Origin of the sequence: Nocardia ninae NBRC 108245 (genome assembly GCF_007990755.1) — a bacterium.
In the GTDB taxonomy this organism is placed as follows: domain Bacteria; phylum Actinomycetota; class Actinomycetes; order Mycobacteriales; family Mycobacteriaceae; genus Nocardia; species Nocardia ninae.
Genome location: NZ_BJXA01000009.1, coordinates 105,559 through 127,025 on the forward strand (window position 1 = coordinate 105,559; position 21,467 = coordinate 127,025).

The following is a 21,467-nucleotide window of genomic DNA, read 5'->3' on the forward strand; positions in this document are numbered from 1 at the left end:
GTTGAGGTTCTTGTGCGCGAAAGCGCCGCATTCCCGCTACTCACTGCATGCGAGATTCGGTGTCCTGCACGTGATCTCGCAGGCTCGCATCGATTCCGGCGCGGTGATGAATCTGGCTGACCGGCGACTGTTTCGGGGTCTGACGAGGCAGTCACTGGTTCGGCGGCCGTTCGGCTCGTGGGCGGAGTTCTGGAAGGAGGCAGCCCCGTTCCGTCTAGGTTGAGTTCTTCCCTTAACTGAATACCGTTGTATTGGACTGACTCCGACGCCTTGGCGTTGGAGTCTTTTTGTATTGCAAGGAGTTTCGATGGAGCAAAGGCGAATGAGCACGTTGGTGGCGAAAGGCAAGGACGGCAATGTCGTCGCGCCTGGTAGCCCGGTTACCGATTTCCGTGGCGAGACAGCCGAATTCAAGTATGCGTCGCGGGCCAACACTGAGGGAAAGGACGGAAAGGTCGTCGTCAGGATGGTCGATGGTTGGGAGCCCGAGCACTACGCGAGGGTATGGGGGCTCACTGTCGAGCAGGAGGCCCGTCGTGGTTGAGGTTGTCGGCGGTCGGATCGTCGCGGTGCGCCGGGATGCTCGCGACTGGGAGTCGGCGGTGACTACATCTGGAAACGTCGACCAGACGCCAGCAGGCGCGTGGACATCGCGGGTGTGGATCGAGACGGCGGAATCTGGCGGGTTCGCTGGCCAGTGCCGCTTCGTCTGCCGGTCGACCGTCGTTCCGCGTGGTGACACGGTGGAATGGGGGCCGATATCGCGTGGGGATTGGCAGCCGCCTCGGCTATTCCTGGTGGAGACCGATCAGGGCGTGGTTACGACCCGCAACTATGAGGACGGTTTTACCCTGTGCCGATGGCTGGAGGTTCACGCGTCCGGGCTGTGGGCGTTGCTGAACGCGCCCGAGCGGTCTGCATTGGCTGAGGTGGTGGACTACGGCGCATTGCGGGACCTGAACCTTCGTCTGGCTTTTATGCGGGTGATCGATGCTGTGGAGGCCGCCGAGGTCGGTTCGACCGAGCAGTACCGCCAGCAGAATCCGTGGTCAGTCGTCGGCGATCCCGGTCACGAATCTCTGTACTTGCCGGACACCGACAAAAGGATGATGCCGATCGACGGTTACGTCTTCGACCTGGCCTGCTCCTACATCGAGAACGGTGGGCCAGACCTTCGTAGGGAGGGGTGGTGGCTATCCAGCTGATCTAGCCCGAGCGAGGTCAGGAGAGGAGTCTCGGCAGGTTAGCCGCTACCGGTTGTCGGTAGCGAGTGGTTCGATTCCACTGCGAGACGCGACGTGGCCGCCATCGGGGCAGTCACAATGCGGAGAAGGAATCACGATGGACGAGGTCATCTCGGAGCAGTCCCAGGGCGATGGACTGTCGATCCGTCTGGAGAAAGGCATGTGGCCGCTCCTGTACGCCAACAGCGACGGGCAAGACCTGCTCCACGTCGCGGTCTGGTTCAGCAGGGAAGACGACGCGCTGGTCGTGCAGATCGATACGACTGAAGAAGACCCGCGACGGCTGCGGGTGTACGTCAACGACGGCGCAGTGTTCGACCGGACGGTATTCGACGCCCGCGCCGACCATGGCGACCATCGCGACACGGTCGGCGACTACTACCGCGAGCTGAAGGCACGGCTCGAGCCGGTAACGGCAGACGCTGCCTGATCGGCACTTCGGCGTGACAGGCTGGTGGAAACACAGAGCGAAGGGGTGACGACACAGTGGACGACGAGGATGTAGTGGGGTTCCGACCGTGGCGACACATTGGCGACTTGGGAGAAGCAGACCTGATGCATTACGACTGGGCTCAGATACTGGCGTCCGCCGAAGACCTCGGTGAGGGGTGGAAGAAGGCGGTCGTGGTCCTCAAGGAGGGGGATTCGGCGCATTCACCGCTCTCATCGAAATGGGACTTTCAGGGTGCGGGCGAAATCACGTACAAGATCCATCCCTCGGGAGTCGACGTTTCGGTCGGCAATGGAATAAGGAAGTCTTACAAATGACAACACGGAGCGAACTGCGGCAAACGTTCTATGAGAACATGCTGTCCGATTCCCCCTCGTCCGTGCGCTATTGGGCGCTGACCGAGTGGGATGAAAAGCCGGGCGAACCAGAGTTTAGCCGTCTGGTCGTGAAGGAGTTCGGTGACGAAGATGTGAACGGTCCTGCGCTATCGCGTCACGAGGTGACTGTGGACGACATGGCGCGGGGTTGGCAGCTTCTTGTCAAACATGAGGCAGATGGCAAGTTCCATCATTGCGGTTCGTCGGATTCCGTGCGCACAGCGGAGAAATCGATCAACGCGGACGCCGCTGACTATGATGCGTGCGTGATTGACGCTGTCATTCAATTGGCCATTCTCGGCGAAGTAAGATACGGGTAGGACAATGGGTATGGTGGGTGAGTATCTGACGTGGGAGCAGGCGGCGGGCGAAGTCCCGATCTCGACTGAGTTTGTTGCTGGAGTGGATTTCGATCCGGCCGACTTCGACGAGTGTGAGATTGTCCGAGAAGCGTCTGCCCGGCATGGGCAGGAGCGGGACTCAGTATTGCTGCGCCAAAACGACGACTTGCGGTCGGAAGTCGCTCAGTTGCGTCAGCAGCTGGCGGATTTGACTGGTACAGAATAGCTCGATCTAATCGACTTACAGACGAAGAGGTGGAATAGCATGGCACTGCACGACAGGGAAACCCTCGATATCACGCCGGATCGCGATGGAATGCTGAACTACGCGCGGGCGATACTGAAGCAGGCGGAGCCGGGCAGCCCGGATGTAGATGTCGCCCACAAGATCCTGTCGGAGTACGGCATCGATCCGACAGACTTCGCCCAGAACCTCAACAAGAAGTAGTTCACCCACCGGTGACGATCTGGCACTTGAAGTAAGGGATGCAGTGGAAGACATCGAGTACTACGAGATGATAGATCGCGTGTGCGAGGATTTGGCACGGAACGCGAAATACGGATACGACATCAACATCGATTTCTTGAATCGCGGTGGCCTCGAAACTCAACGACGACTGAAGGCCGCCCGAGATGAGGTAGACACAGAAGCGACAGAGGTGATCGGCTAATCGTGAGTGATCAACAGAAACCTCCCCCAGGGCGCGTGATGATTCCCGGACTGAACAGGTCAGTGCCGGATCGCACCGAAACTCCAGCTCAACGCCCGCAGCGGCCTACCATGTCCGAGAAGTACGGCATCCCGTTCGGAACCTATGATGTCAATGGGCGACGCTTCCGATTCAAGTACGATCCACAGTTGTTTGGCACCAAGGTGCACGAATACGTCAACGGCAAATGGGACTGGCATGTTATGCCCGGCGACGTCTCGGACGCCGTTGCGACGATCAAGGCGGAAACCATCCCGTCAGAAACGTGTACGGAATGCGGGCGTCCACTCTCCGACCATGAATCCGTCGCGCAGGGCATGGGCGAGACTTGTATCGCAAAGAAGGCAGCGGAGCGGGAATGGGCTATGCAAGACGAGCCGAGAGATCGTGGCTGACTACGATTCTTCGCTGGCTCGTGATTCTGTGGTGAAACGATTGAACGATAGATTAGGAGGCGACGATGGGAAGTCGATTCGCTCTACATACTGACGAATCCTTTGTGCACGATGACGGTGTGTATGTGATCGCGGTCGAGGATGGCGTCAAGGGGTATCAGCGACATGATGGCCCGTGGCCCACTCTTGAGGAAGCGCAGGCTTACGTCGACGCGCAGAATGCGGACTTGGGCCTGTCACCAGAGCAGGCGCGGGCGATGGTTCAGTCCAGCCACTTCGGCGTTCCTTCAGCTGTCATTCTCGCGGAGCAGAACCCGGCGGGACGCGACGGCGAGGTCCGGTGTCGGCACGGCAACGCGATCGGTTCTCAGATCGGGTGCCAGCAATGCCAGGAGCAAGAGCGCGCGAAGCACTTGGCCGAGGTCGTGGGCATTGAGGTCCCCTGGCTCAGTGACCGAATCCAGGTGCGATGTGTCCTATGTGGTTGTGCGGCTGACGATTCCGGCCACGTGGGCACTCCTATCTCTGCGATGGCGGGATGAACGACCTTGTCGGCCGGTTACTGGTCGTTGATTGGGACTACTTCTTCCCGAACCCCGCGATGATGACCGGTCCGGCGGGCGTGGATGCGTTCAACTACGACTGGGGCCACGTCGAGTCGCCGTTCATGATCAACGACGTTTGGCAGACACGACTGACTCCGTTCGTGGAGCAGAATTTGCCGTTACCCCGTTGCGAACGATTCGAGGGCTTCTGGTCCCGGTTCGGCCTGTCGCAGTGGGAGGTCGGTTCGATATTCGTGTGTGAGTCGAACATGGAAGCGGGAGAGATCTTTCCAGCATCGTCGGTCCTCGATGCGTCAGACGACGCGGACGGATGGGCGGAGGTGTGGCTGTTCGACGCTCACCATGACTGCGGTTACCCCTCGGCCCTGCACCTCCGAGAACGGAGCCAATACGACTGCGGTAGCTGGATGGCCGAACACGCCGAGCGCGGTTCGGAACTCCACGTGCGCTACCCATGGTGGCGCGCCACCGAAGACGGCTCGACATTCGCCGAAGTCGAGCCAGAGCCGTGGGTGCCGGTTGATCGGCGGTTGGATCAATGGCCCGATGCCGCAGAGGACTTGCCGGACAGTTGGGATGCGGTGGTGGTGTGCCGCAGCGGCGCATGGGTGCCATCCTGGAACGACGACCAATTCGATGTCTTCGTCGAATCCGCCGGGATACGCACTGTGTGGATCGACTCCAACTTCGAAGCAGGGCCACGGAAGCAACCCGACCTTGCGCTGGCTCGGGCCGAATTGGACATCCGAGCAGAGCAGTATGCAGAGATCGCTGAAGCTAACCGGCGTCTGACCGTCCCGGCTAGTGATCAGGATGCTCGGTGAGTGCCGGTTTTCCGACCGAGGCAGACGTAGCCGATGGCTGGGAGATCAAAGAGTTGCCCGAAGTTGGTCGGGTGCTGGCGAAATGGGCCTATCGCCGATGGATGATCGTCTGGTGGGCCGAGAAGGAAGGGCGTTTCCAATGGCAGGTGCAGACCGACAAGAAGGCGCTGGACGGCGGGCCGAGTAAGACGGCAGCGGCGGCGAAGTCGGCGGCAGTCGCGCGCGCAAAACCGAAGCCGAAGCCGAAGCCGCGAGGAAACTTGTCGAGTCTGAAAGAGCGGCTGACGCTAGACGACTACTGAGTGTTTAGGCGTGGCCGCCAAGGGATCGGCTGCGTGTTGTTCGAAGGAGGGGAAGATGCCCGAATCGGTACGGATCGGCGGCAAACGACTACATCAGATGTCGCCCGTGGAACGGGGCAATTGGCTGAGGCGCATTGGGGCGCGACTTGACCAGCTGGATAGACGAGGGCGAACGGCAGAGGCTGCGATCGTCGCGGCGAAGAGCCGGATTGTTGTCGCGCGGGCAGAATTGGAAGCTGCGGAAGCGGCGTACGAGGATGCTTTGCAGCACCGATCTGGCATCGATGACGATATCAATGCTGTGCGCTCCTCATTGCAGGATTTCGATGTTAATGAGCTGGCGGCAATAGGGATCGTTCTGCCAGCCTTCGATACGGATCGATAGCCACACGAAGCGATAAACGACAGGGTCTGTGCTCAACTGAGCACAGACCCTGTTTCTGTTGCGGCAGAGATTGGAATGCCGGTTAGGAGGAGATTGATGTCGTTCTTCGGAGCGTTGGCTCAAATGCGCGACGAACAGGATCGCAGGACGGAGGAAGCTGCGAAGTATCGGTTCTCCGTCGAGGACAGCCGAAAGACTTGGCACAGTTTGGTTGCCGAGGCCCAGAGTGCGCTTGCGGCCGGAGACCACGACCGAGCTGATGCTTTAGCAGAGCAGGCCGAGATAGCCGAGGAGGTGTATACGGCGTCTGTGTGCGGCACTTTGTAAGCCGCGTGCGTCCCATCTTCGGCATCGAATGCATGTCGGAAGTTTCCCAGTGCAGCTCTGCGAACGATTCAATTGTCGAGATCCACGGATGATTGGTTCGCAGAGTTTCCACACTCGGGAATCAACGAAACAGACCACAGGCACAGGGATCGACTGTAGACTTGCTTAGTCCCCCGAATCACCTGTGTATGACACGGTCGCGTGAAAGTCATTGACCGCGTGCGTGAACAGTTCGAGAGTGCGGTTCACAATCCGTGATCTTCGAGAGATTTTTCCATGAGGCACACACCTTTTCTGGTGTGTGCCTCATTTGTCTTTACAGGAAGGGATATAGACCTGATGAGCAATGACGAGCTCAATTACTACACCACTCCACGTTCAACACCCTCGGGCAGCGAGACGATCTTCGGAATTTGGGAGCGTGGAGACTCTTTCAACGATTCGGTGACGCCGTCAACCTTCGTCCCCGAATACCGATACCACATGATGATGAAACTTCTGTCGCTAACCAGCGAGGGCGACGCCGTATTCTCAATCGGCTGTGGAAATGCCGCCGTCGAGGGCGCTCTTGTCGAGCGTGGACGGCTGGTCCACGCCGTAGATCTGTTCCCTGAAGCCGTTTCGCTCGCGCGGGCGAAGGGCGTCGATGCGCATGTCGCGGACTTCTTCCAGACCTCGGCTGCCGACGTTGCGGGCTGCTCGGCGCTGTACGCCGATGGCATTCTTGGCCACCTGTTCGACCGCCACGACGGCGTAGGCCCAGCGATTGACAAGCTCACCGATCTCGACCTGAACACCGGTATGCAGCTTGTGTTTTCGAACGATGCACCACCCGACCGGAACGCGCCATACGCGGAGCATGAGCGGGTGCCAGGTTTCTGGTACGTCTCCAAGGACTACCTCGCCGAAGAGTTGACGGATGCCGGACTCTCCGTCAGCGAGAGCTACTACTTCCCGTATGAGCGACCACTGAGCGGTCTCCGTAACCGCTCCATCTGTGTCGCTCACATTCGATAGAACACATTCTCAATTTCGCTCGAATTACCTGAAAGGGATTCGTCCATGCCATCTTATTCAGACGATGGGATCGCTGAAAGAAGTGAGCACCGAGACCGTCTGTTGCAGATCGTCTCTAGCGTCGCCGATTCATTGTGGGAGGGTGCCGACGCCAGCGAAGACAGTCGCGTTCTGGTCCCGGAGTCGATACGAATTCTCCGAGAGTCCGGGCTGATCAAGGCGTTGGCACCGGTAGATGTCGGCGGGTTCCAGGTTGACCCTGTGACCGAGATGGAACTGATCGCCGCTGTCACGGCGATCGACGGCGCAACAGGCTGGATGTTCTGGGCGCTGGCTGGCAGCACTGCGCGAGCAGCGTCCATGCTGCCCGAGGACGCGGTCACTGAGGTGTTCGGCAACGGGCAGTTCCCGCTCATCGCCTACGACGAACGCCCGTACGACAACGTGATTCGCATCCGCGATGGCCTCGCGGAGATCAACGGCACTTGGCGGTTCGGCACCGGAGTCAGTTGCGCCGACTGGGTGGTTGCGATCGCCCACGCCGAAACATCGTCGACAGGAACCCCATTGATCGCGGCGATTGTGCCAACCAGGCATGTCGAGATCATCGACAGCTGGAATGCATCCGGACTGTCGGGCACCGGCACAGTGGGCTATCGGATCGACGGCCTGGTGGTGCCGGAGCTACACACCTGGCCGTATCCGCCTTCGATGCCGGTACGCGGGGGCGCTCATTTCATCAGTCGCCGTGCGGCGATCAAACACCTCGGCTTCGCGTTGGGTCTGGCGCGCAGTTCCCTCGAGTGGTTCACCGACCACGTCATCGGTCGGCAACGCACAGCGGTGGTGTCGGCTTCGCTGTTTGCTGACCTGGCACGAGCGCGGCTGGACTTGGACGCCGCGTATGCGCTTGGCCTGAGCGAGGTCAGCACGATCTGGATCGAAGCGGTGCGAACAAGCCACGTCACCGACCAGTCGTATCTGCGGTTGCGGGCAGTCGCCCGCCGAGTAACCGAAATCGCTATGGATGTGTGCGCACTGGCGGCGCGGTACGGGGATGCGTCGATGCTCGCCCGTCAGAACCCCCTGCAGCGGAACCTGCGGGATATCACGGCCGCCGCCGCGCACGCCGAGGTGAGTGCTGTGGTCCTGGACGAGTTCGGGACAGAACTGATCAAACAAGGTGGGGAGGAACGTTAGCTATGAACAACCCTGTGATGACAGCGTTGCGGCCGGTGTACGCGCCGATCGTCGATGCTGAGGGCGGGTACTTCACGCTCAGGGATGGTCGCCGTTTCATGGATCTGGCATCGCAAACGCTGAATCTGGCTTTCGGGCAACGCGCGGCGGCTGTCACCGACGCTGTGATCGGACAGGCTCGATGTGTCCAGTTCGCCTCCAGTCGGTTCTCCACGGTGCCGTTTCTGGAGTTGAGCGCTGAACTTGCCCGGCTGGCCCCAGCGGGCTTGGATGCGGTGTCGCTGAAGATGAGTGACGGAAGCGACGCCGTGGAGACTGCGATGAAGATCGCGATGCTGCACACTCGCCGCCCCCATATCGGATGCCTGCCGGGAGCGTGGCACGGAGAAACCCACCTGACTCTCGGTCTGGCCAGTAGCCATCGTGGACGCATCCTTGCCGACGACCGTGTCGCGGTGCATGCCGATGAGCCGACGATCGCGGCACTGACGCAGCTGGTCGCGGCTCGCCGCGATCTGGCAGCGGTGATCATCGATCCGTTGATGGTGGCTCAGGGCCTGCCTGTCGAGGACATGCGCGAACAGCTACAGCGGCTGCGCGAGAGATGCGACGGCGCGGGAACGCTGCTGATCTTCGATGAGATCCAAGCGTTCGGATGGTCGGTTGGCGGGCTTTTCACCACTGATGTGCACGGAGTCTCCCCTGACATCGTGTGTCTGGGTAAGGCGTTGGGGGCAGGTATGCCGCTGGCGGCCGTCGTCGCTCGCGACGAGCTATCGGCGGTGCTGGGTTACAACGACGCGGAGTTCACCGGAGGTGGTGGGCCGTTGGCTTGTGCGGCCGGGCTGGCGGGGCTTGAGGCATTGATCGGGATACAGGACGAGCTGCCGGTGCGGGCTGAGCAGTTCGGTGCCGCGCTCTGTGAGGTCTTCGACCGGTCGAAGTTCGACGTTCGCCGGGTGGGTCTGGTTGCCACGATCGCTCCGATTCAGGGGCGTTTGCGTGAGACCTGGGCCAATCAGGTCGTCGAGGGGGCAGCTGCCGCTGGGCTGTTCGTTCGCCTCACCGATCAGAATCGGCGATTGCTGGTCAAGCCTCCACACGTCCTGGCGATGGAGGAATTGCGGGCAGGGCTTACGCGGTTGGGGCGCATAGCCGATGAGGCGGCCAGTCGCGTGTTGTGGCGGCTGCCGGGATCGCTCGCCGACGAGACGACAGTGGTACGCAAACCTCTGAGGTCGAACCGGCATGCGGGTTACGTGACCGCGCTGCTGGACGTTGCCGCCGGGGATCTGGGAATGAAGGTCCGTGGGCCGGGTGCACAGCAGAAGCTCACCAGGGACCTGGCGGGCATCGGCGTTCCTGTGGCACCGATGTACGCGGTGCCTGGTGCAGATGCCGTGGACTACGGCTTCGTGCCTGGGCGCACCCTTCAGTGGGTGCTGTCGGCGCCGGAGACACCCGATTCGTGGGTGAACGGACTGGCATTGCGGCATCTGGAGGTGGTGGTTCGTGCCCACGACAACGGTATGGTGATTGGCGATCGGTGGCCAGGTAATGCCATTGTGAACAACCGCGCCGAGCTGACGCTGATCGATTTCGAGCTTGGCTACGACGGGCCGATCCATGTCGCGGCGCTGTTCGAGGAGGCATTCTGCATCTTGCAGACTCTGGTAGCGATTCCCGCTGATCGGAGGATCAGAGACGATCTGTCGGCGCGGATGCTGGACCAGCTGGTAGCGCGGCACGGGAGCCAGCAGGCGGCAGCGATGCTGCGCGGACTTGTCCGGTTCTACGGTGATCCGGCTCGGCCGGTGCATTCGCACTCGGACCCCGCGTCGCATTACACCGGGCTACTGTTGGCGGCATTGTCTCGGGTCACAGGCGATCAGCACCAGGACAACACACCGAATTGACGGAGGTTTTCGAATGTGCGGCATTGTGGGGATGACCTCACCAAATGCGAACGTCACCGGATCGGCGGCGACGCGTTTGGCGGTCCTCGAATACCGCGGCTACGACTCCTGGGGCGTGGTCGCCCTAACCGAGGATGCTGGGCTATCGGTTACCAAGGACGTGGGGTCCATCGGCAGGGCGCTCGGAGCGGGTCTCAATGACCGGCTCCCGGCGTCGTCGCTGGCGCTCGGGCATACCCGATGGGCTACCCACGGCGGTGTCACTCAGGCCAACGCGCACCCGCACCTGTCCTTCGACGGTTCGGTGGCGATCGTTCACAACGGAGTGATCGAGAACCACGCGCAGCTGCGCCGGGAGTTGGAAGCCGACGGCATCAGTTGTGTGTCTGGCACCGATTCCGAGATTGCGGCGCACCTGATCGCGCGCTTCCTCGGACAGGGGCACTCGATTGTGGAAGCCATTGCGGCGGCGACGAGGCGGCTGACTGGCGAGTACGCGTTGGCGGTATTGGCCGTGGCTGACCCGGTGACGGTGTGGGGAGCCAAACGCAAGAGCCCGCTACTGGCTGCGCACGACGGCACGCTGGGTGTGTTGGCTTCGGATCAGATGGCGTTGGATGCGACCAGCGTTCTGATCCTGGAGGACGGTGACATTGTGGCGCTTCGCCCTGATGGAGCCGAGCTGTTCACCACGGGCACCGATGGCGCTCCCGAGCCGATTGAGCGTGCGTACACCCGCCTCGATGGCGGGCACGAGAAAGCGGACAAGGGCCAGTACCCGCATTGGATGATCAAGGAGATCCACGAGACCCCGGATGCGGTTCGCAACGCGCTGACCTTGCCCGCTGATCAGTTCTCCTCGGTTCTGGCCAGCGACCGTCCGGCGACGATCATCGGTGCGGGCAGCGCCTATTACGTGGCGTCGATGGGGTCCTACTTGTTGTCCTCGCTGGCGGGTGTGCGAGCAACAGCACTTCCTGCCGACGAAGCGGAGTACTTGACCCATTTTCGGGCCGGTGACCCGCTCATCGCGGTGTCACAGAGCGGGGAGACCTTCGACACCTTGGAAGTGTGTCGCGCTGCTGTCGCTGAGGGCGCGGTGCTGACTTCCATCTGCAACGTGCCGAATTCGACCCAAGAGCGGTTGGCCACCCACCGATTGCAGCAGCGCTCCGGCCCGGAGATCTGTGTGCTGTCGACCAAGAGCATCGTTTCGCAGGTCGTGCTGCTGGCGCGTCTGGCGTTGGAAACCGGCCGCGCGAACGGCACCGTGACCGATGCGGGGTACCGCCAGCACATGGAGTCGCTGGAGCGGCTGCCCGAGACCCTGACCAACTGCATCGCAACCCTCAGCACAGCCGTGCAAGGGCTGGCGGCGAAGTACTCGACGGTGGCCGACTGGTTCTTCCTTGGTCGGGGCATCCTTTACCCCGCAGCGTGCGAAGGCGCGTTGAAGTTCAAAGAAGTCAACTACCACCATGCCGAAGGCATGGCGGCTGGGATGTTCAAGCACGGCACCATCTCGTTGATCGACGAGAATTTCTACACGGTGGCGTTGTTGCCGTCCAAGCAGGCTGCGCCGGACCGCTACGGGGCAACGTTGGCAGCAGTGAGCGAGGTCGCGGCCCGCAGCGGACCGGTGATCGGTATCGGTCCTGCCGACATCGAGGCCGACGACGTGGCCGACTTCGTGGAGTACCTGCCGCTGCCCTATCACGGCGACGACATCGCCGATCTGGTGTTGCAGCTGGTCGCCGGGCAGATGCTTGCCTACTACTGCGCGCTGGATCTGGGCCGTGAGATCGATCAGCCCAGGTCGCTGGCCAAGTCGGTCACCGTGCGTTAGCCGACCACCCCCCAACCATAAGAACCCCGACCGGTTTCGACCGGTCGGGGTTCTTTCGTTGTGGGCGTATGGCGGCGGAAAACCACACAGAATCCATTGATACGAAAGGGGTTATCTCAATTGCGTTGGCTACTGATTCCCATGCAACCCACACCGAACGGCCGCCTGCACATCGGGCACGGAGGCGGACCGTACCTGCGAGCCGATGTCATCGCCCGCGCGTTGCGCCGCGACGGCGAACACGTCGAGATCATCAGCGGCAGTGATGCTTACGAGAACTGGGTACTCGCCGATGGCCTCGCCACTGGGCGCACGCCCGAACAGACCTGCGCGGTGTATCACGCAGGGATCAAATCTGATCTGGATCGGCTTGGTGTCGAGCTGAATCTGTGGGTCGACCCTCTCAGCGCCGAGCACAACAGTGGCTACGTCCACGTTCAGGAACGATTGCTCTCGACGCTGTCTGATAGTGGTCGCGCCGAGCTGTTCACCGAGCGGGTGCCTTTGGGTGTGGAATCCGGTCGGCCGCTGATGGGAGTGTGGATCGCGGGCGAGTGCCCCAACTGTGGCGCGGCGGCAGGCGGGAACTCCTGTACCGCATGCAGTGACAGCTTCTCCCCCGACTTGCTGCGCAATCCGCGCTCGCGGTTGACGAACGAGCAGATCACTTGGGTTGATCGCCCGAATTGGTTCGCTCCTGCCCCCCGCGCGGTGTTGGAAGCGTTGGCCGCTACCGGCCTGCCGGGGCAGTTCCAGGTTCCGGTGCAGACGTTCCTCGACAGAAAGGGCGCGCGAATCCGGTTGTCGCTGCCTGGCGAATGGGGCGTGCCTAGCTCGCTGGCTCCGACTGATTCGGTGCTGTCGAACACCTACTACGGCTATAGCGTGTATTGTGGCCAGCTCTACAGCGACCTGCGTTCCGGTGTCGGCAACGCGTTGGACCGCGATTCCGGAGTCACCGTGGTCGGGCTGTTCGGCAGCGACAACTCGATCGCCGGGTTGGTGGCTCCGCAGGTGCTGGCGGTTGGTACCGCGTTCAAGGCGTTCGACCACACGGTGATCAACCACATGCTGCATTTCGAGGGCCGCAAATGCAGCACCAGCCAGCAACACGGCATCTGGATCGAAGACGTGATCGACAAGACCAACGTCAGCAGCGACGAGCTGCGCTACTGCCTGACCCAAATCCCGTTGGACCGCAACGTTTCCGACATCGATACCGGAAGGATCGTCACCACGGTCAACCGGCTGAGGGTGTGGCGAACAGCCACATTGGGGCCGGTGCTGGAGGCGCTGAAGCCTGGTGCCAGCACTCCGACAGCGCCAGTTGAGTTGCGGGCAGCACTTGAGCGCCAACAGCAATACTTGCGACCTCCGGTGGTGGACCTGGTCGATGCAACCGATGTTCTGACTGACTGGATGTTCAAGCGCGATCCCCAGCATTGCGAGACTGAGGCCGTTGCCGAATGGCTGCTCGGTGTCGCACTTCTGGGCGCGCCGATCCTGCCGATATTGGCCGGGCAGCTGTGGACGGAACTCGGGTTGCCTGGTGTCCCATCGCGTTCCGTACTGAATCACGCGGTGCAGCTGTCTCGAACGTCAGCGGGGCTTGATCTGAGGATGCATACGCCTCTGAATGCCGAGGACATCGCGGGCATCGCCAGATAGCCGCGAACACCAAGGCGGGGCGGGCAGTGTGCCCGCCCCGCTTTTGTTTGAAAGGAGCAGTGACATCATGTATTTCGACAAACTGCACGGGGCTGGCAATGACTTCATTCTCGTCGACAGCGTCGAAGCCGGTTGGGCAGATAGAGCAGAAGAGCTGTGCGCTCGCCGCACCGGCATTGGTGCGGACGGACTGGTCATTGTCAGTCGGCTCAGCGCCGATCCGGTGGTTGTGGATGTGGCGGTGTTCAACCGCGATGGTTCGGTCGGTCCCATGTGCGGCAATGCGTTGCGCTGTGTGGCGTGGGTCGTGGCCAGGGACTCGTCGGTGGCGGAGATGACGCTGATCATGTCCGGCGTTGAGCATCAGGCGCGGGTAGACGCTGCGGGGGTATGGGTGACCGCCGAGGTCGGCGAGGTTCACTCGGAGTTCCTGCGTGCCGAGGTGGATGGGCACACGATGTGGTTCGACTCGGCTTACACCGGCACCGAGCACATGGTGACGATCGTGGAGAACGTCGATGAGGTCGATGTAGTCCGATGGGGCCGGGTAGTTCGCCACGATCGCGCACTTCCGTTGGGAGCGAACGTCAACTTCATCGAAGCTGTCGGCCCTCGAGAGCTCAAGATCCGGACCTATGAACGAGGAGTGGAGCAGGAGACCCTGTCCTGTGGCAGTGGAGCCGTTGCTGCGGCGGCGATTGCGAGTACACGTGATCTTCTCGAAGGTGATGGGCAGATAACCGTCCACAATCGTTCCGGGACACCACTGTTGGTGCGTCCCCACTCCGTACGGACCGCCCGAACTCGCTGGCTCGGCGGCCCTGTTACCCACGTCTTCTCCGGTCGGCTGACCTAGCCTGCTGCCCGCAATCCCAATCGGAACGGCGAGCCGCAGGCGGAGTACCTCGGTGAGAAGCCGGTCAGCGGCGGGTGGTGTCGATGATGTTGGGGAAGCTGCTGGCGGCTCCTGAGCGGCGGCCGTTGGTGCGGATGTCCCAGCGGGTTCCGGGTGTCAGCTGCGCGTAGCGGTCGAAAGACCGGTTGCCTGCGCCGTATCCGTCGTTGACTGAGAACGTTCCGCAGGAGGTGATGACGCGTTTGTCGCCTTGGCGGCCGTCGATGATCATGCGGTCTTCGATGCGGCAGTTGGTGTGGAGTTGTTCGTTGCCGGGCGAGCAGCCGGTGGTGAGGGCCAGTGCTGCGAGAGTGGCCGCGATCAGTGCGGCGCGGGTGGTGGTCATGGGGTGTTCTCCAGGTGTTGGGCCGCAGCGGATGCTGCGGCCGGGTGATCATCTTGCGGAGCTGGCCGGCATATGGTTGACCTGCGCTTTTCGTGCGGTGATCAGGCTTTTTCCCAGATGTCGACGAGCTTGGTGGCGGGCCGGACTTCCTCGAATGCGCCGTCCCAGTGGCTGCCGCCGTGGGATTCGTAGACGCCGTGTTTGCGGAAGTGCTGGATATCGCGGTTCGTGTGTTCGACCTGGAAGACCATGTAGGTGGGCTTTTCCCAGTCGCCTTCGCCGCCGCCTTCGCAGTCGGACACGGTGATGCTCATGTCGCCGAGGGTGATTTTCGTGTCGTCGGACCAGACGAGGTGTTCATGGACCGTCCACCAGCCCTGGCTACCCCGGTATTCCTGACGGACCTTGGGGTCACGCTCTCCGGTAGGCCAGTTCGCCAGCAGCTCTTCGAGTTCGGAGGCGGTGATCACGCGATGGCCTCCCACACGGTGACGACCTTGTCCACGCCGTGGACTTCCTCGGTCGGTCCTTCGTAGTAGCCGCCGTCGTGGGAGGCGTACCAGCCGTTGCGCTTGAAGGTGCGGACCCTGTCGTGTTCGTCGGTGATGGTGAAGATGAACCAGTAGTCGTCGCCGGAGCCTTCGCCGCCGAAGTCGTCGACGATGCGGGCGGTGCCGATGTTGGGCAGGATGGCGGCTTTGTCGCCGTAGCTGATGGCCTCGTAGAACTCGTCCCATGCGGTGTTGCTGGCGTCGCTGTGGTAGTCGTCATCCCAGTCCTCGTCGTCGAGGCGGGCAACGGCTGCGCCGATGTCATCGATGGTGTAGCTCATCGTCGTTTTCCCTATTCAGTTGTGGGTGTTTGGTTTTCAGTGGCGTTTGTGGATGAGCGGGCAGTCTGGTGTCGGAGCCGTTATTCCGGTTCGTTGCCAGCGCCTTCCGTGCGGGCTACGCTGTCGGCAACTCCCTTTCCGAGGACGACGCAAGAGCGTCGTTTGTGGCGAGAATCGGCGAGCCAGAGGACCGTCTACCCTGCGCACAGCGGGAGAGATATAGGCGGTCCTCGCTCATGGAAGTTCACGCCGCAGTTGCGGTGACCGGTTCGTAGACCGTGCGGGTTTCGGTACGGGGTGTGACCTGGTAGAGCCTGCCGTCCCAGGTGCAGTCCCAGGAGTCCCAACAGCCGTCGATCCGGTAGTGGAGCTGCCCGCCCGTCTCGAAATCGATTGCCACGACCAGGTACTGGTGTGTCCTGCCAGCGTTGCAGCCGTGGTCGGTTTGGCGAACGTGGCCCAGGCCGGGGACATCGAAGCCGTCCGGGTGCTTCGCGCACATGTCCCTGATGGCCATCCAGCCGGTGCCGGGTCCATACGAGGTGTCGAATTCGTGGGCGAGCAACAGCCGCTCGACGTGCTTGTCATCCATGTCGGTTGTTTCCTTCCGGGCGGGGAGATCGGTTGGTGCGGTATCGAGTTCGATCAGGTAGCTGGTGTTGGAGAGGTGGTGGGCCAGGTAGTCGTGGTCGGGGCGCAGGAACGTCAGGTAGTTCTCGGCGACGAAGCGGGAGGACCAGCCTTTGAGCAGGCTGGTGATGGTGCGTTGCAGCGCCCACCTGTAGGCCCACGTCGGGGATGCGGTGTAGCCGGAGGGGATGAGGATGCGCTCCAGCGCGGTCGCATAGATCTCCTCCCGAAACAGTCGGACCTTCTCTTCGAATGCCAGTGCGCGGATCTTGCCCATGTCCATCTCGACTTCCGCGCCATCACGAAGCACGTTCTCGTACAAAGGCTTTCCGGGCGTGTAGGCCACCGACCGGTGCAGGCTGTCGTGGTCGTAACGTCGTTGCACAGCGTCGGTGAAGAACGAGCGGCTGTCCTGGTTGAGGTTGATGGGTTTGCGTCCGTGCAGCCGTTCCCAGGCCGGGCGCAGCAGCTTGTAGAGGTCCTCGTCGACCTTGCCGCCGCAGGCGCGCAGGATCACGAAGTCGCGCATGTGTTTGCGCCAGGAGCCGTTGCGCAGCTCCCACGCCGAGTGGCTGAGCTTGAGCGTTGTCAACTCGTCGAGCGTGGCCACGCGGTTGGTACCTTCGGGCAGCCAATCCTCGAAGGTCACGTCCCACAAGATGTCGACCTTGAAGCCGAAATCCTCATTGCCGATACGCATTTCGACGTTGTCGGCGATGTAATCCCAGTCCTTGGGGTCGCGACCGAAATCCACGCGATGTGAGTGGGCCGCCCATGACCCGATCAGCAGAGTGCGCATCAAGCCGCCTGCTTGTAGTGCACGGCGTGGAGGAGTTGGCGGGCGTAGCTGACCGCGCCGACGACGATGGCGTTTTCCACGGTCATGCCCAGGTATTCGGCGGCTTCGTAGCAGACGGCCAGCTCGTCGTCGGTGAACCGCAGATCCATGCTCTCGACAGTCGGTCCTGTCCGCTCCAACCTGGCGAACACGGTGTCGAAGGTGTCGGTGGTCGGAAGGGTGCCGGAAGCGAGCAGCGGGCGTTCGATCTCGGTCACGAAGTACCGGATGACGGCGCAGAAGTCCCGGACACGCTCGCTGTGCGTGGGGTTGGTCAAGTCAGTGTCCAATCGTCGTGCCCATGGCGTGGTAGAGGTCCACGCGGGGCGGCAGGATGTTGAGAATGTGTGCGGCGGTGTACACCACAGCGAACGTCGTTGCAGTGCGGTGTCTTTCGAGGAGACGATCGAAGGCGTGGGAGATGAGTTGCCCTTCGGGGGCGGCGATCTCGTAGGCCAGGATCGCCACCGCCAAGCCGATGAGTGCTCGCTCCCCCGTGAGGTGCCGTCTCCACACGATCGGTCCGGTCGTGGCCGGTGTGGGTGAATCCATGCCGGTTACCGGGTGAGCAGGGTTTCGAGTTCAGCGAAGATCGGCTTGGCCAGTTCCCGCATGGTTTCGCGGATCTGGCCTTGCACGTCGGCCAGGTCGGCGGCCGAGGGCTCGGGGCTGGCCGAGAGTTCGTGGTCGACGACGATCAGCCAGATGTCTGCGAGGGGGCAGACTTCGCCGAGCTGGTAGGTCACGGCGTAGAGCGCGGCGAGGCGCTTCTGGAGATCAGTCACAGTCGAAGTCCTCAGTCTCGCGCGGGTATTCGTCGTCGGCGTCGTATCCGTCGTAATCGGTGTAGTAGTCGCCGCAGTCGCATTCGCACGGCTTGCCGAAACGGGGCTCATAGGGATCGCAGCCGCTCACCGGGTCTCCTCCAAGTCGATGATGAAACGCAGCCCGAACCGGCGCGCGATCAGGTCGAGGTGGCGCAGCAGCTGGCCCGCGATGGCGAGCAGTTCTCCAATCGGAGGTTGGCCCCCGCCATCGGCCGGGGTGTCTGCCAGGGGGATGCCGATCACCTTCGCGGGTGCGGGTTCGCGCTGGAACCGGTCGGCCACGGGGTTCGGGTCAGAAGCTGGCATCAGGGTCTCCCACCCGGAACACGGTGAGCCCCAAGGCATGCCACATCCGGACAACCTGCTGCCGGTCGTCGATGACACCGATGATGTGGTAGCGGTCGCGGACCTCATCGAACATCTTGTACTTGACGACCGCGTCGGGCCTCTTGTCTCCCTCGTCGCGCAAAGACAGTTCGTCCCAGGCGATTTCCTCGTTGTCGAGCCACTGGGCGCAGTCTTCGATGCAGATGTCGTCGCGTCCGGAGAAGATCAGGATGTTGATGCCGTCGTTACCGGTGTCGTAGTCGTGGTCGCGGTCGTAGTGCCAGGCAAGGGCGTTGACAAGGGTCTTGGTGGCCTCGATGACCGGGTCTTCGAGGACGCGGGTGTAGTCGAACGGATTGCGCCAGGAGTTGTCGGCCAGTGTGCCGTCGAGGTCGACGATGATGGCCCTGGGCTTGGTCACGTCCGGCACGTACGGGGTCAGGTCGAGCCGGTCGAAGGTGGGGGTGATCGGTGGCCACGGCGGCGGGAACCGCCGGAAGTAGTCCTTGATCGCTTCCGCCGGAACGGTGTGCCCGCCAGCGGCGGCGCGGGCCTCGACGTTGGCGATGCACTGCTCTTCGGTCGCGACCACATCCAGGCAGCGGAACTGCGCGCCGTGGGCGTGTGCGAAGTCGGCCCAGCGGCGACCGTCGCGGACGCGTCCATGGGTGGCGTCGATGATCGGGCTCCAGCCTTTGCGAAGCCCTACTTCGGCGCACGCGGTCATCAGCTCGGTGATCAGGTTTTCCTGCCGGTAGGACAGGATGCCGGACTGGCCGAAGACCATCCGCCGGAAGTCGTCGCGGGAGAAGCGGGCGGAGCCGGGTTCGGAGCGGACCAGGGAGTACGCGAGTTCGGTCTTACCTGCGCCTTGCGGGCCGCGCATGATGGAAAGTGTTGTCATTGTTCAGTTTTCGATCTCGATGTCGGCATCAAGGGGCAGCGCGACCTTCAGCAGACCCTTGGCGGGGTAGTCGACGGTGGCCAGGACGTAGGAACTCGCGGTGAAGTCCAGATCACGGATCGTGCCGCGTTTGCGTTTGCTTCCTTCTCCGGTGACCAGGATCTTGTCGCGATGCTCGACGGTGAGGTGTTGTGCTTTCATGCCGCGTCCGCCATCTGCGCCCAAGCGCGTTGTGCCTGAATGATTTCGGTGCGCGAGACGACGAAGCTGCGTTCGCGGGTCATCATGCGGTTGGTCAGCACGACGACCACGCCGCGCTGGGTGACCATCGGGTTGCCCTTCCAGGTGCGATCCACGGCCCCGATGCGTGCGCGGATGATCAGGGCGGCGGTGGCCAGGTCGGTGCGCTTCCCGGCGTCGCTTTCGCGCAGCTTCAGCAACGTCCGGTCCGGAGAGATCGCGACGGTGGTGTAGCCGGTCGGGCTCACCTTGACCTCCAACGTGGGGGTGAGGGTCGCGGGCTTGCACGGGGTCATGACGGGCTCCTGTTCACGAGGGAGGGATGGCCGAGTGAGTGCGCGGCGGTGATCAGCCGGGCAGCCAGATAGAGGGATTCGTCGGGGGTGAGCCACAGTTCGCGCTCGTCGTCGCCGAGGGAGACCATGCGCGGTTCGTGGCAGGCGATGACGCTGTGGCGGTCGGCGACCGGCCATTCCACGTAGCCGGGGGTGATGGTCGCCTTGTCGGCGGCGTCGGGGAGTTCGACGACCACGACCCGGCTGCGCAAGCGCTCGGCGATGTCTTCGAGATCGAAGAACCCTTCGAGACGTACTTCGTCGGTCGCGCCGTCGCTGCTCACTCGTGGTGAGGTGGCCCAGTACTGTTCTGCGGCATGGTCTTCGAACGCGCCCAGCAGTGCTTCGCCGATCTGCTCTTCGGTCAGGAACCCGCTCATGCGGCGTCCGCGAGTTCGGTTGCTGATTCCACGGATTCGATGTCGGCGACACCTGCGTCGAGTTCGCCGGTTTCGTGGCGCAGGAACGCGGGGGACTTGGCCTTGAGCAGGGTCGGTTTGAGGCCGTCGCGGCGGATCACGACGCCTTCGTCGACGAGGTCGCGGTTGCCGAATTCCATCGGGATCGCCTGCACGTGTCCGGCGTCGAAGTAGCGGATATCCATCCACTCGTCGACGGCGAAGTCACCGGCCTTGCCGCGCCACAGGACCGGGACCGGGTTCAGGCCGATGGTGTGGCAGAACTCGACGAGCTGATCCCAGCTCAGATCGGTCTGGTAGCCCTGGGCGTTGATCCGGGTGACCCGGTAGACCCACAGCTCGGCCATGTTGGCGGGGATGTCGTAGGTGTAGCCGCGCTGGATCGGGGTGCCGTCCGGGTTCCAGCCGATCAACTCGCCGTAGACCATGAATCCCTCGGGCAGCAAGCCATCGAGCAACCGGCCGTGCCGAGTCCACAGGTCCACACCATCGACGGCGGCGTAGTGATGGTTCTGGCTCGGGTCGCCTGCGTCCTTGATCACGCGCCGCGACCCGTAGGCGGGGGCGTATTCGTAGGTCTGGATCGGGACGCCTGTGCGTTCGGCGATCCAGTGCCCGAGGCGGGCCAGCCGCGTGCGGGGCTTGGGCAGCCGGGTGGGGACCATACCGACACGGATGGAGGTGCCGTGGACCTTCTGGCTGACGATGATCTCTTCGTGGTCGCCGATCAGGTCGCGGTTCCTCCACCAGTTCGCGGTGTCCACGTGCTCCGGGAAATGCCTGGCGGCAACGCGGGTCTGCTTGGGCCGCTGCATGTTCGGTGCGCGGCCTTCACGGACAGGGATGGTGTACTTGCGGCAGATCTCGACGCCGCCGAAGTGATCGAAGACATCGCCTTCACGCAGCAGCGTCGGATCGAGGCCCAGACCGGTCAGCGAGTTCAGCGGCATCACCAACGCGTCTGAGCGGTGCCCTGCGAACTTGATCGCCTTGACACGGGCGTTGAGTTCGAAGTATCCGGCTTGCAGAGGGTCGGCGTTGTAGTGCGCTTCACGAAACAGGTTGTTGGCGTGGGCGTACGCCTCTGACAGCTGTACTTCGGTCGGGAAGAACAGTGCCAGCTCACCGACTTCGTATTGGTCCTTGGAGACGATGGCTTGGCGTCCGTAGATCGGGACACCGACGATGCGGTCACGGCCTTTCAGGGCCACGGTGGCGGGAATGCGCACGACGATAGCGGCGTATTCCGGGTTTTTGGGTCGCGGGATATGCACGATAGTTCCTATGAAATTGTTTGCGGGAGTG

General features: G+C 62.4%; 34 protein-coding genes. 20 read left to right on the forward strand and 14 right to left on the reverse strand.

The features are described from left to right. Positions 1 to 307 precede the first annotated feature (307 nt). The 20 genes from NN4_RS09535 (at position 308) to dapF (ending at position 14,425) form a co-directional block, all read left to right on the forward strand. Positions 308 to 544: a hypothetical protein gene (locus tag NN4_RS09535; RefSeq protein ID WP_147129566.1), complete on the forward strand. Its 237-nt coding sequence runs from the start codon at positions 308 to 310 to the stop codon at positions 542 to 544. 253 nt (positions 545 to 797) lie between these two features. Further along, on the forward strand, positions 798 to 1,205 hold the full coding sequence (locus NN4_RS09540; RefSeq protein WP_147129567.1) for a hypothetical protein: 408 nt from the start codon (positions 798 to 800) through the stop codon (positions 1,203 to 1,205). A gap of 136 nt (positions 1,206 to 1,341) precedes the next feature. After that, positions 1,342 to 1,674, forward strand: coding sequence for a hypothetical protein (locus NN4_RS09545; RefSeq protein ID WP_147129568.1), 333 nt, complete (start codon positions 1,342 to 1,344; stop codon positions 1,672 to 1,674). Positions 1,675 to 1,730: 56 nt separating this feature from the next. Continuing rightward, positions 1,731 to 2,012: a hypothetical protein gene (locus NN4_RS09550; RefSeq protein WP_147129569.1), complete on the forward strand. Its 282-nt coding sequence runs from the start codon at positions 1,731 to 1,733 to the stop codon at positions 2,010 to 2,012. Next, positions 2,009 to 2,392, forward strand: coding sequence for a hypothetical protein (locus NN4_RS09555; RefSeq protein WP_147129570.1), 384 nt, complete (start codon positions 2,009 to 2,011; stop codon positions 2,390 to 2,392). The genes NN4_RS09550 and NN4_RS09555 overlap by 4 nt, the downstream gene beginning before the upstream one ends. Positions 2,393 to 2,405: 13 nt before the next feature. After that, a complete protein-coding gene (locus tag NN4_RS09560; protein WP_147129571.1) occupies positions 2,406 to 2,639 on the forward strand; it encodes a hypothetical protein in 234 nt (77 codons plus the stop codon). Between the two features lie 39 nt (positions 2,640 to 2,678). Beyond that, positions 2,679 to 2,861: a hypothetical protein gene (locus NN4_RS09565; protein ID WP_147129572.1), complete on the forward strand. Its 183-nt coding sequence runs from the start codon at positions 2,679 to 2,681 to the stop codon at positions 2,859 to 2,861. Between the two features lie 43 nt (positions 2,862 to 2,904). Then, on the forward strand, positions 2,905 to 3,084 hold the full coding sequence (locus NN4_RS09570) for a hypothetical protein (RefSeq protein WP_147129573.1): 180 nt from the start codon (positions 2,905 to 2,907) through the stop codon (positions 3,082 to 3,084). Between the two features lie 2 nt (positions 3,085 to 3,086). Continuing rightward, positions 3,087 to 3,518 carry a DUF6011 domain-containing protein gene (locus NN4_RS09575; RefSeq protein WP_147129574.1) on the forward strand — a complete coding sequence of 144 codons (432 nt, stop codon included), beginning with the start codon at positions 3,087 to 3,089 and terminating at the stop codon, positions 3,516 to 3,518. Positions 3,519 to 3,583: 65 nt separating this feature from the next. Next, positions 3,584 to 4,060: a hypothetical protein gene (locus NN4_RS09580; RefSeq protein WP_147129575.1), complete on the forward strand. Its 477-nt coding sequence runs from the start codon at positions 3,584 to 3,586 to the stop codon at positions 4,058 to 4,060. Continuing rightward, a complete protein-coding gene (locus NN4_RS09585; protein WP_186818334.1) occupies positions 4,057 to 4,908 on the forward strand; it encodes a hypothetical protein in 852 nt (283 codons plus the stop codon). The genes NN4_RS09580 and NN4_RS09585 overlap by 4 nt, the downstream gene beginning before the upstream one ends. After that, on the forward strand, positions 4,905 to 5,210 hold the full coding sequence (locus NN4_RS09590; RefSeq protein WP_147129577.1) for a hypothetical protein: 306 nt from the start codon (positions 4,905 to 4,907) through the stop codon (positions 5,208 to 5,210). Before NN4_RS09585 ends, NN4_RS09590 begins: the two co-directional genes overlap by 4 nt. A gap of 55 nt (positions 5,211 to 5,265) precedes the next feature. Then, complete coding sequence (locus NN4_RS09595) at positions 5,266 to 5,595, forward strand: hypothetical protein (protein WP_147129578.1); 330 nt, start codon at positions 5,266 to 5,268, stop codon at positions 5,593 to 5,595. 96 nt (positions 5,596 to 5,691) lie between these two features. Continuing rightward, positions 5,692 to 5,922 (forward strand): hypothetical protein, encoded by a 231-nt coding sequence (locus NN4_RS09600; RefSeq protein WP_147129579.1) that lies wholly within the window; start codon positions 5,692 to 5,694, stop codon positions 5,920 to 5,922. Between the two features lie 339 nt (positions 5,923 to 6,261). Continuing rightward, positions 6,262 to 6,939: a class I SAM-dependent methyltransferase gene (locus NN4_RS09605; protein WP_147129580.1), complete on the forward strand. Its 678-nt coding sequence runs from the start codon at positions 6,262 to 6,264 to the stop codon at positions 6,937 to 6,939. Positions 6,940 to 7,209: 270 nt separating this feature from the next. Further along, a complete protein-coding gene (locus NN4_RS09610; protein WP_246180802.1) occupies positions 7,210 to 8,139 on the forward strand; it encodes an acyl-CoA dehydrogenase family protein in 930 nt (309 codons plus the stop codon). A 2-nt stretch (positions 8,140 to 8,141) separates the two neighbouring features. After that, positions 8,142 to 10,055 (forward strand): aminotransferase class III-fold pyridoxal phosphate-dependent enzyme, encoded by a 1,914-nt coding sequence (locus tag NN4_RS09615; RefSeq protein ID WP_147129582.1) that lies wholly within the window; start codon positions 8,142 to 8,144, stop codon positions 10,053 to 10,055. A gap of 13 nt (positions 10,056 to 10,068) precedes the next feature. After that, complete coding sequence (glmS, locus tag NN4_RS09620; RefSeq protein WP_147129583.1) at positions 10,069 to 11,901, forward strand: glutamine--fructose-6-phosphate transaminase (isomerizing); 1,833 nt, start codon at positions 10,069 to 10,071, stop codon at positions 11,899 to 11,901. A gap of 141 nt (positions 11,902 to 12,042) precedes the next feature. Next, the gene (locus NN4_RS09625) at positions 12,043 to 13,569 is read left to right on the forward strand and encodes a class I tRNA ligase family protein (RefSeq protein WP_147129584.1); all 1,527 of its coding nucleotides are present in this window, start codon (positions 12,043 to 12,045) and stop codon (positions 13,567 to 13,569) included. Between the two features lie 28 nt (positions 13,570 to 13,597). Next, positions 13,598 to 14,425 carry a diaminopimelate epimerase gene (gene dapF, locus NN4_RS09630; protein ID WP_222595012.1) on the forward strand — a complete coding sequence of 276 codons (828 nt, stop codon included), beginning with the start codon at positions 13,598 to 13,600 and terminating at the stop codon, positions 14,423 to 14,425. A gap of 64 nt (positions 14,426 to 14,489) precedes the next feature. Here the strand turns inward: dapF and NN4_RS09635 are convergent, their stop codons facing one another. From NN4_RS09635 to NN4_RS09695, 14 genes are all read right to left on the reverse strand, one after another. Then, the gene (locus tag NN4_RS09635; RefSeq protein ID WP_147129585.1) at positions 14,490 to 14,810 is read right to left on the reverse strand and encodes a hypothetical protein; all 321 of its coding nucleotides are present in this window, start codon (positions 14,808 to 14,810) and stop codon (positions 14,490 to 14,492) included. A 101-nt stretch (positions 14,811 to 14,911) separates the two neighbouring features. Next, positions 14,912 to 15,280, reverse strand: a complete 369-nt coding sequence (locus NN4_RS09640) for a hypothetical protein (RefSeq protein ID WP_147129586.1) — start codon at positions 15,278 to 15,280, stop codon at positions 14,912 to 14,914. Further along, positions 15,277 to 15,642, reverse strand: coding sequence for a hypothetical protein (locus tag NN4_RS09645; protein ID WP_147129587.1), 366 nt, complete (start codon positions 15,640 to 15,642; stop codon positions 15,277 to 15,279). The genes NN4_RS09640 and NN4_RS09645 overlap by 4 nt, the downstream gene beginning before the upstream one ends. Positions 15,643 to 15,886: 244 nt before the next feature. Next, entirely contained in the window at positions 15,887 to 17,071 is a 1,185-nt protein-coding gene (locus tag NN4_RS09650) for a DUF7275 domain-containing protein (protein ID WP_147129588.1), read from the reverse strand. After that, positions 17,071 to 17,388, reverse strand: a complete 318-nt coding sequence (locus NN4_RS09655) for a hypothetical protein (RefSeq protein ID WP_147129589.1) — start codon at positions 17,386 to 17,388, stop codon at positions 17,071 to 17,073. The genes NN4_RS09650 and NN4_RS09655 overlap by 1 nt, the downstream gene beginning before the upstream one ends. A gap of 1 nt (position 17,389) precedes the next feature. Further along, positions 17,390 to 17,662, reverse strand: coding sequence for a DUF7427 family protein (locus tag NN4_RS09660; RefSeq protein WP_147129590.1), 273 nt, complete (start codon positions 17,660 to 17,662; stop codon positions 17,390 to 17,392). A 5-nt stretch (positions 17,663 to 17,667) separates the two neighbouring features. Then, positions 17,668 to 17,895, reverse strand: coding sequence for a hypothetical protein (locus NN4_RS09665; protein ID WP_147129591.1), 228 nt, complete (start codon positions 17,893 to 17,895; stop codon positions 17,668 to 17,670). Further along, entirely contained in the window at positions 17,888 to 18,025 is a 138-nt protein-coding gene (locus NN4_RS44865) for a hypothetical protein (RefSeq protein ID WP_186818337.1), read from the reverse strand. Before NN4_RS44865 ends, NN4_RS09665 begins: the two co-directional genes overlap by 8 nt. Next, a complete protein-coding gene (locus NN4_RS09670) occupies positions 18,022 to 18,243 on the reverse strand; it encodes a hypothetical protein (RefSeq protein WP_147129592.1) in 222 nt (73 codons plus the stop codon). The genes NN4_RS44865 and NN4_RS09670 overlap by 4 nt, the downstream gene beginning before the upstream one ends. Then, the gene (locus NN4_RS09675; RefSeq protein WP_147129593.1) at positions 18,230 to 19,168 is read right to left on the reverse strand and encodes a phosphatase domain-containing protein; all 939 of its coding nucleotides are present in this window, start codon (positions 19,166 to 19,168) and stop codon (positions 18,230 to 18,232) included. The genes NN4_RS09670 and NN4_RS09675 overlap by 14 nt, the downstream gene beginning before the upstream one ends. 3 nt (positions 19,169 to 19,171) lie before the next feature. Then, positions 19,172 to 19,369, reverse strand: a complete 198-nt coding sequence (locus NN4_RS09680) for a hypothetical protein (protein ID WP_147129594.1) — start codon at positions 19,367 to 19,369, stop codon at positions 19,172 to 19,174. Next, a complete protein-coding gene (locus NN4_RS09685) occupies positions 19,366 to 19,704 on the reverse strand; it encodes a hypothetical protein (RefSeq protein ID WP_147129595.1) in 339 nt (112 codons plus the stop codon). The genes NN4_RS09680 and NN4_RS09685 overlap by 4 nt, the downstream gene beginning before the upstream one ends. After that, the gene (locus NN4_RS09690; protein ID WP_147129596.1) at positions 19,701 to 20,123 is read right to left on the reverse strand and encodes a hypothetical protein; all 423 of its coding nucleotides are present in this window, start codon (positions 20,121 to 20,123) and stop codon (positions 19,701 to 19,703) included. Before NN4_RS09690 ends, NN4_RS09685 begins: the two co-directional genes overlap by 4 nt. Beyond that, positions 20,120 to 21,436 carry an RNA ligase family protein gene (locus NN4_RS09695; protein WP_147129597.1) on the reverse strand — a complete coding sequence of 439 codons (1,317 nt, stop codon included), beginning with the start codon at positions 21,434 to 21,436 and terminating at the stop codon, positions 20,120 to 20,122. The genes NN4_RS09690 and NN4_RS09695 overlap by 4 nt, the downstream gene beginning before the upstream one ends. Between the last annotated feature and the right edge of the window lie 31 nt (positions 21,437 to 21,467).

Coding starts and splice junctions, on each gene's coding strand:
- NN4_RS09635 (WP_147129585.1), bottom strand. CDS start 14,810: ATGACCACCACCCGCGCCGCACTGATCGCGGCCACTCTCGCAGCACTG.
- NN4_RS09615 (WP_147129582.1), top strand. CDS start 8,142: ATGAACAACCCTGTGATGACAGCGTTGCGGCCGGTGTACGCGCCGATC.
- glmS (WP_147129583.1), top strand. CDS start 10,069: ATGTGCGGCATTGTGGGGATGACCTCACCAAATGCGAACGTCACCGGA.
- NN4_RS09680 (WP_147129594.1), bottom strand. CDS start 19,369: ATGAAAGCACAACACCTCACCGTCGAGCATCGCGACAAGATCCTGGTC.
- NN4_RS09660 (WP_147129590.1), bottom strand. CDS start 17,662: ATGGATTCACCCACACCGGCCACGACCGGACCGATCGTGTGGAGACGG.
- NN4_RS09600 (WP_147129579.1), top strand. CDS start 5,692: ATGTCGTTCTTCGGAGCGTTGGCTCAAATGCGCGACGAACAGGATCGC.
- NN4_RS09610 (WP_246180802.1), top strand. CDS start 7,210: ATGGAACTGATCGCCGCTGTCACGGCGATCGACGGCGCAACAGGCTGG.
- NN4_RS09625 (WP_147129584.1), top strand. CDS start 12,043: ATGCAACCCACACCGAACGGCCGCCTGCACATCGGGCACGGAGGCGGA.
- NN4_RS09605 (WP_147129580.1), top strand. CDS start 6,262: ATGAGCAATGACGAGCTCAATTACTACACCACTCCACGTTCAACACCC.
- NN4_RS09555 (WP_147129570.1), top strand. CDS start 2,009: ATGACAACACGGAGCGAACTGCGGCAAACGTTCTATGAGAACATGCTG.
- NN4_RS09595 (WP_147129578.1), top strand. CDS start 5,266: ATGCCCGAATCGGTACGGATCGGCGGCAAACGACTACATCAGATGTCG.
- NN4_RS09545 (WP_147129568.1), top strand. CDS start 1,342: ATGGACGAGGTCATCTCGGAGCAGTCCCAGGGCGATGGACTGTCGATC.
- NN4_RS09580 (WP_147129575.1), top strand. CDS start 3,584: ATGGGAAGTCGATTCGCTCTACATACTGACGAATCCTTTGTGCACGAT.
- NN4_RS09690 (WP_147129596.1), bottom strand. CDS start 20,123: ATGAGCGGGTTCCTGACCGAAGAGCAGATCGGCGAAGCACTGCTGGGC.
- NN4_RS09650 (WP_147129588.1), bottom strand. CDS start 17,071: ATGCGCACTCTGCTGATCGGGTCATGGGCGGCCCACTCACATCGCGTG.
- NN4_RS09585 (WP_186818334.1), top strand. CDS start 4,057: ATGAACGACCTTGTCGGCCGGTTACTGGTCGTTGATTGGGACTACTTC.
- NN4_RS09670 (WP_147129592.1), bottom strand. CDS start 18,243: ATGCCAGCTTCTGACCCGAACCCCGTGGCCGACCGGTTCCAGCGCGAA.
- NN4_RS09565 (WP_147129572.1), top strand. CDS start 2,679: ATGGCACTGCACGACAGGGAAACCCTCGATATCACGCCGGATCGCGAT.
- NN4_RS09645 (WP_147129587.1), bottom strand. CDS start 15,642: ATGAGCTACACCATCGATGACATCGGCGCAGCCGTTGCCCGCCTCGAC.
- NN4_RS09675 (WP_147129593.1), bottom strand. CDS start 19,168: ATGACAACACTTTCCATCATGCGCGGCCCGCAAGGCGCAGGTAAGACC.
- NN4_RS09535 (WP_147129566.1), top strand. CDS start 308: ATGGAGCAAAGGCGAATGAGCACGTTGGTGGCGAAAGGCAAGGACGGC.
- NN4_RS09685 (WP_147129595.1), bottom strand. CDS start 19,704: ATGACCCCGTGCAAGCCCGCGACCCTCACCCCCACGTTGGAGGTCAAG.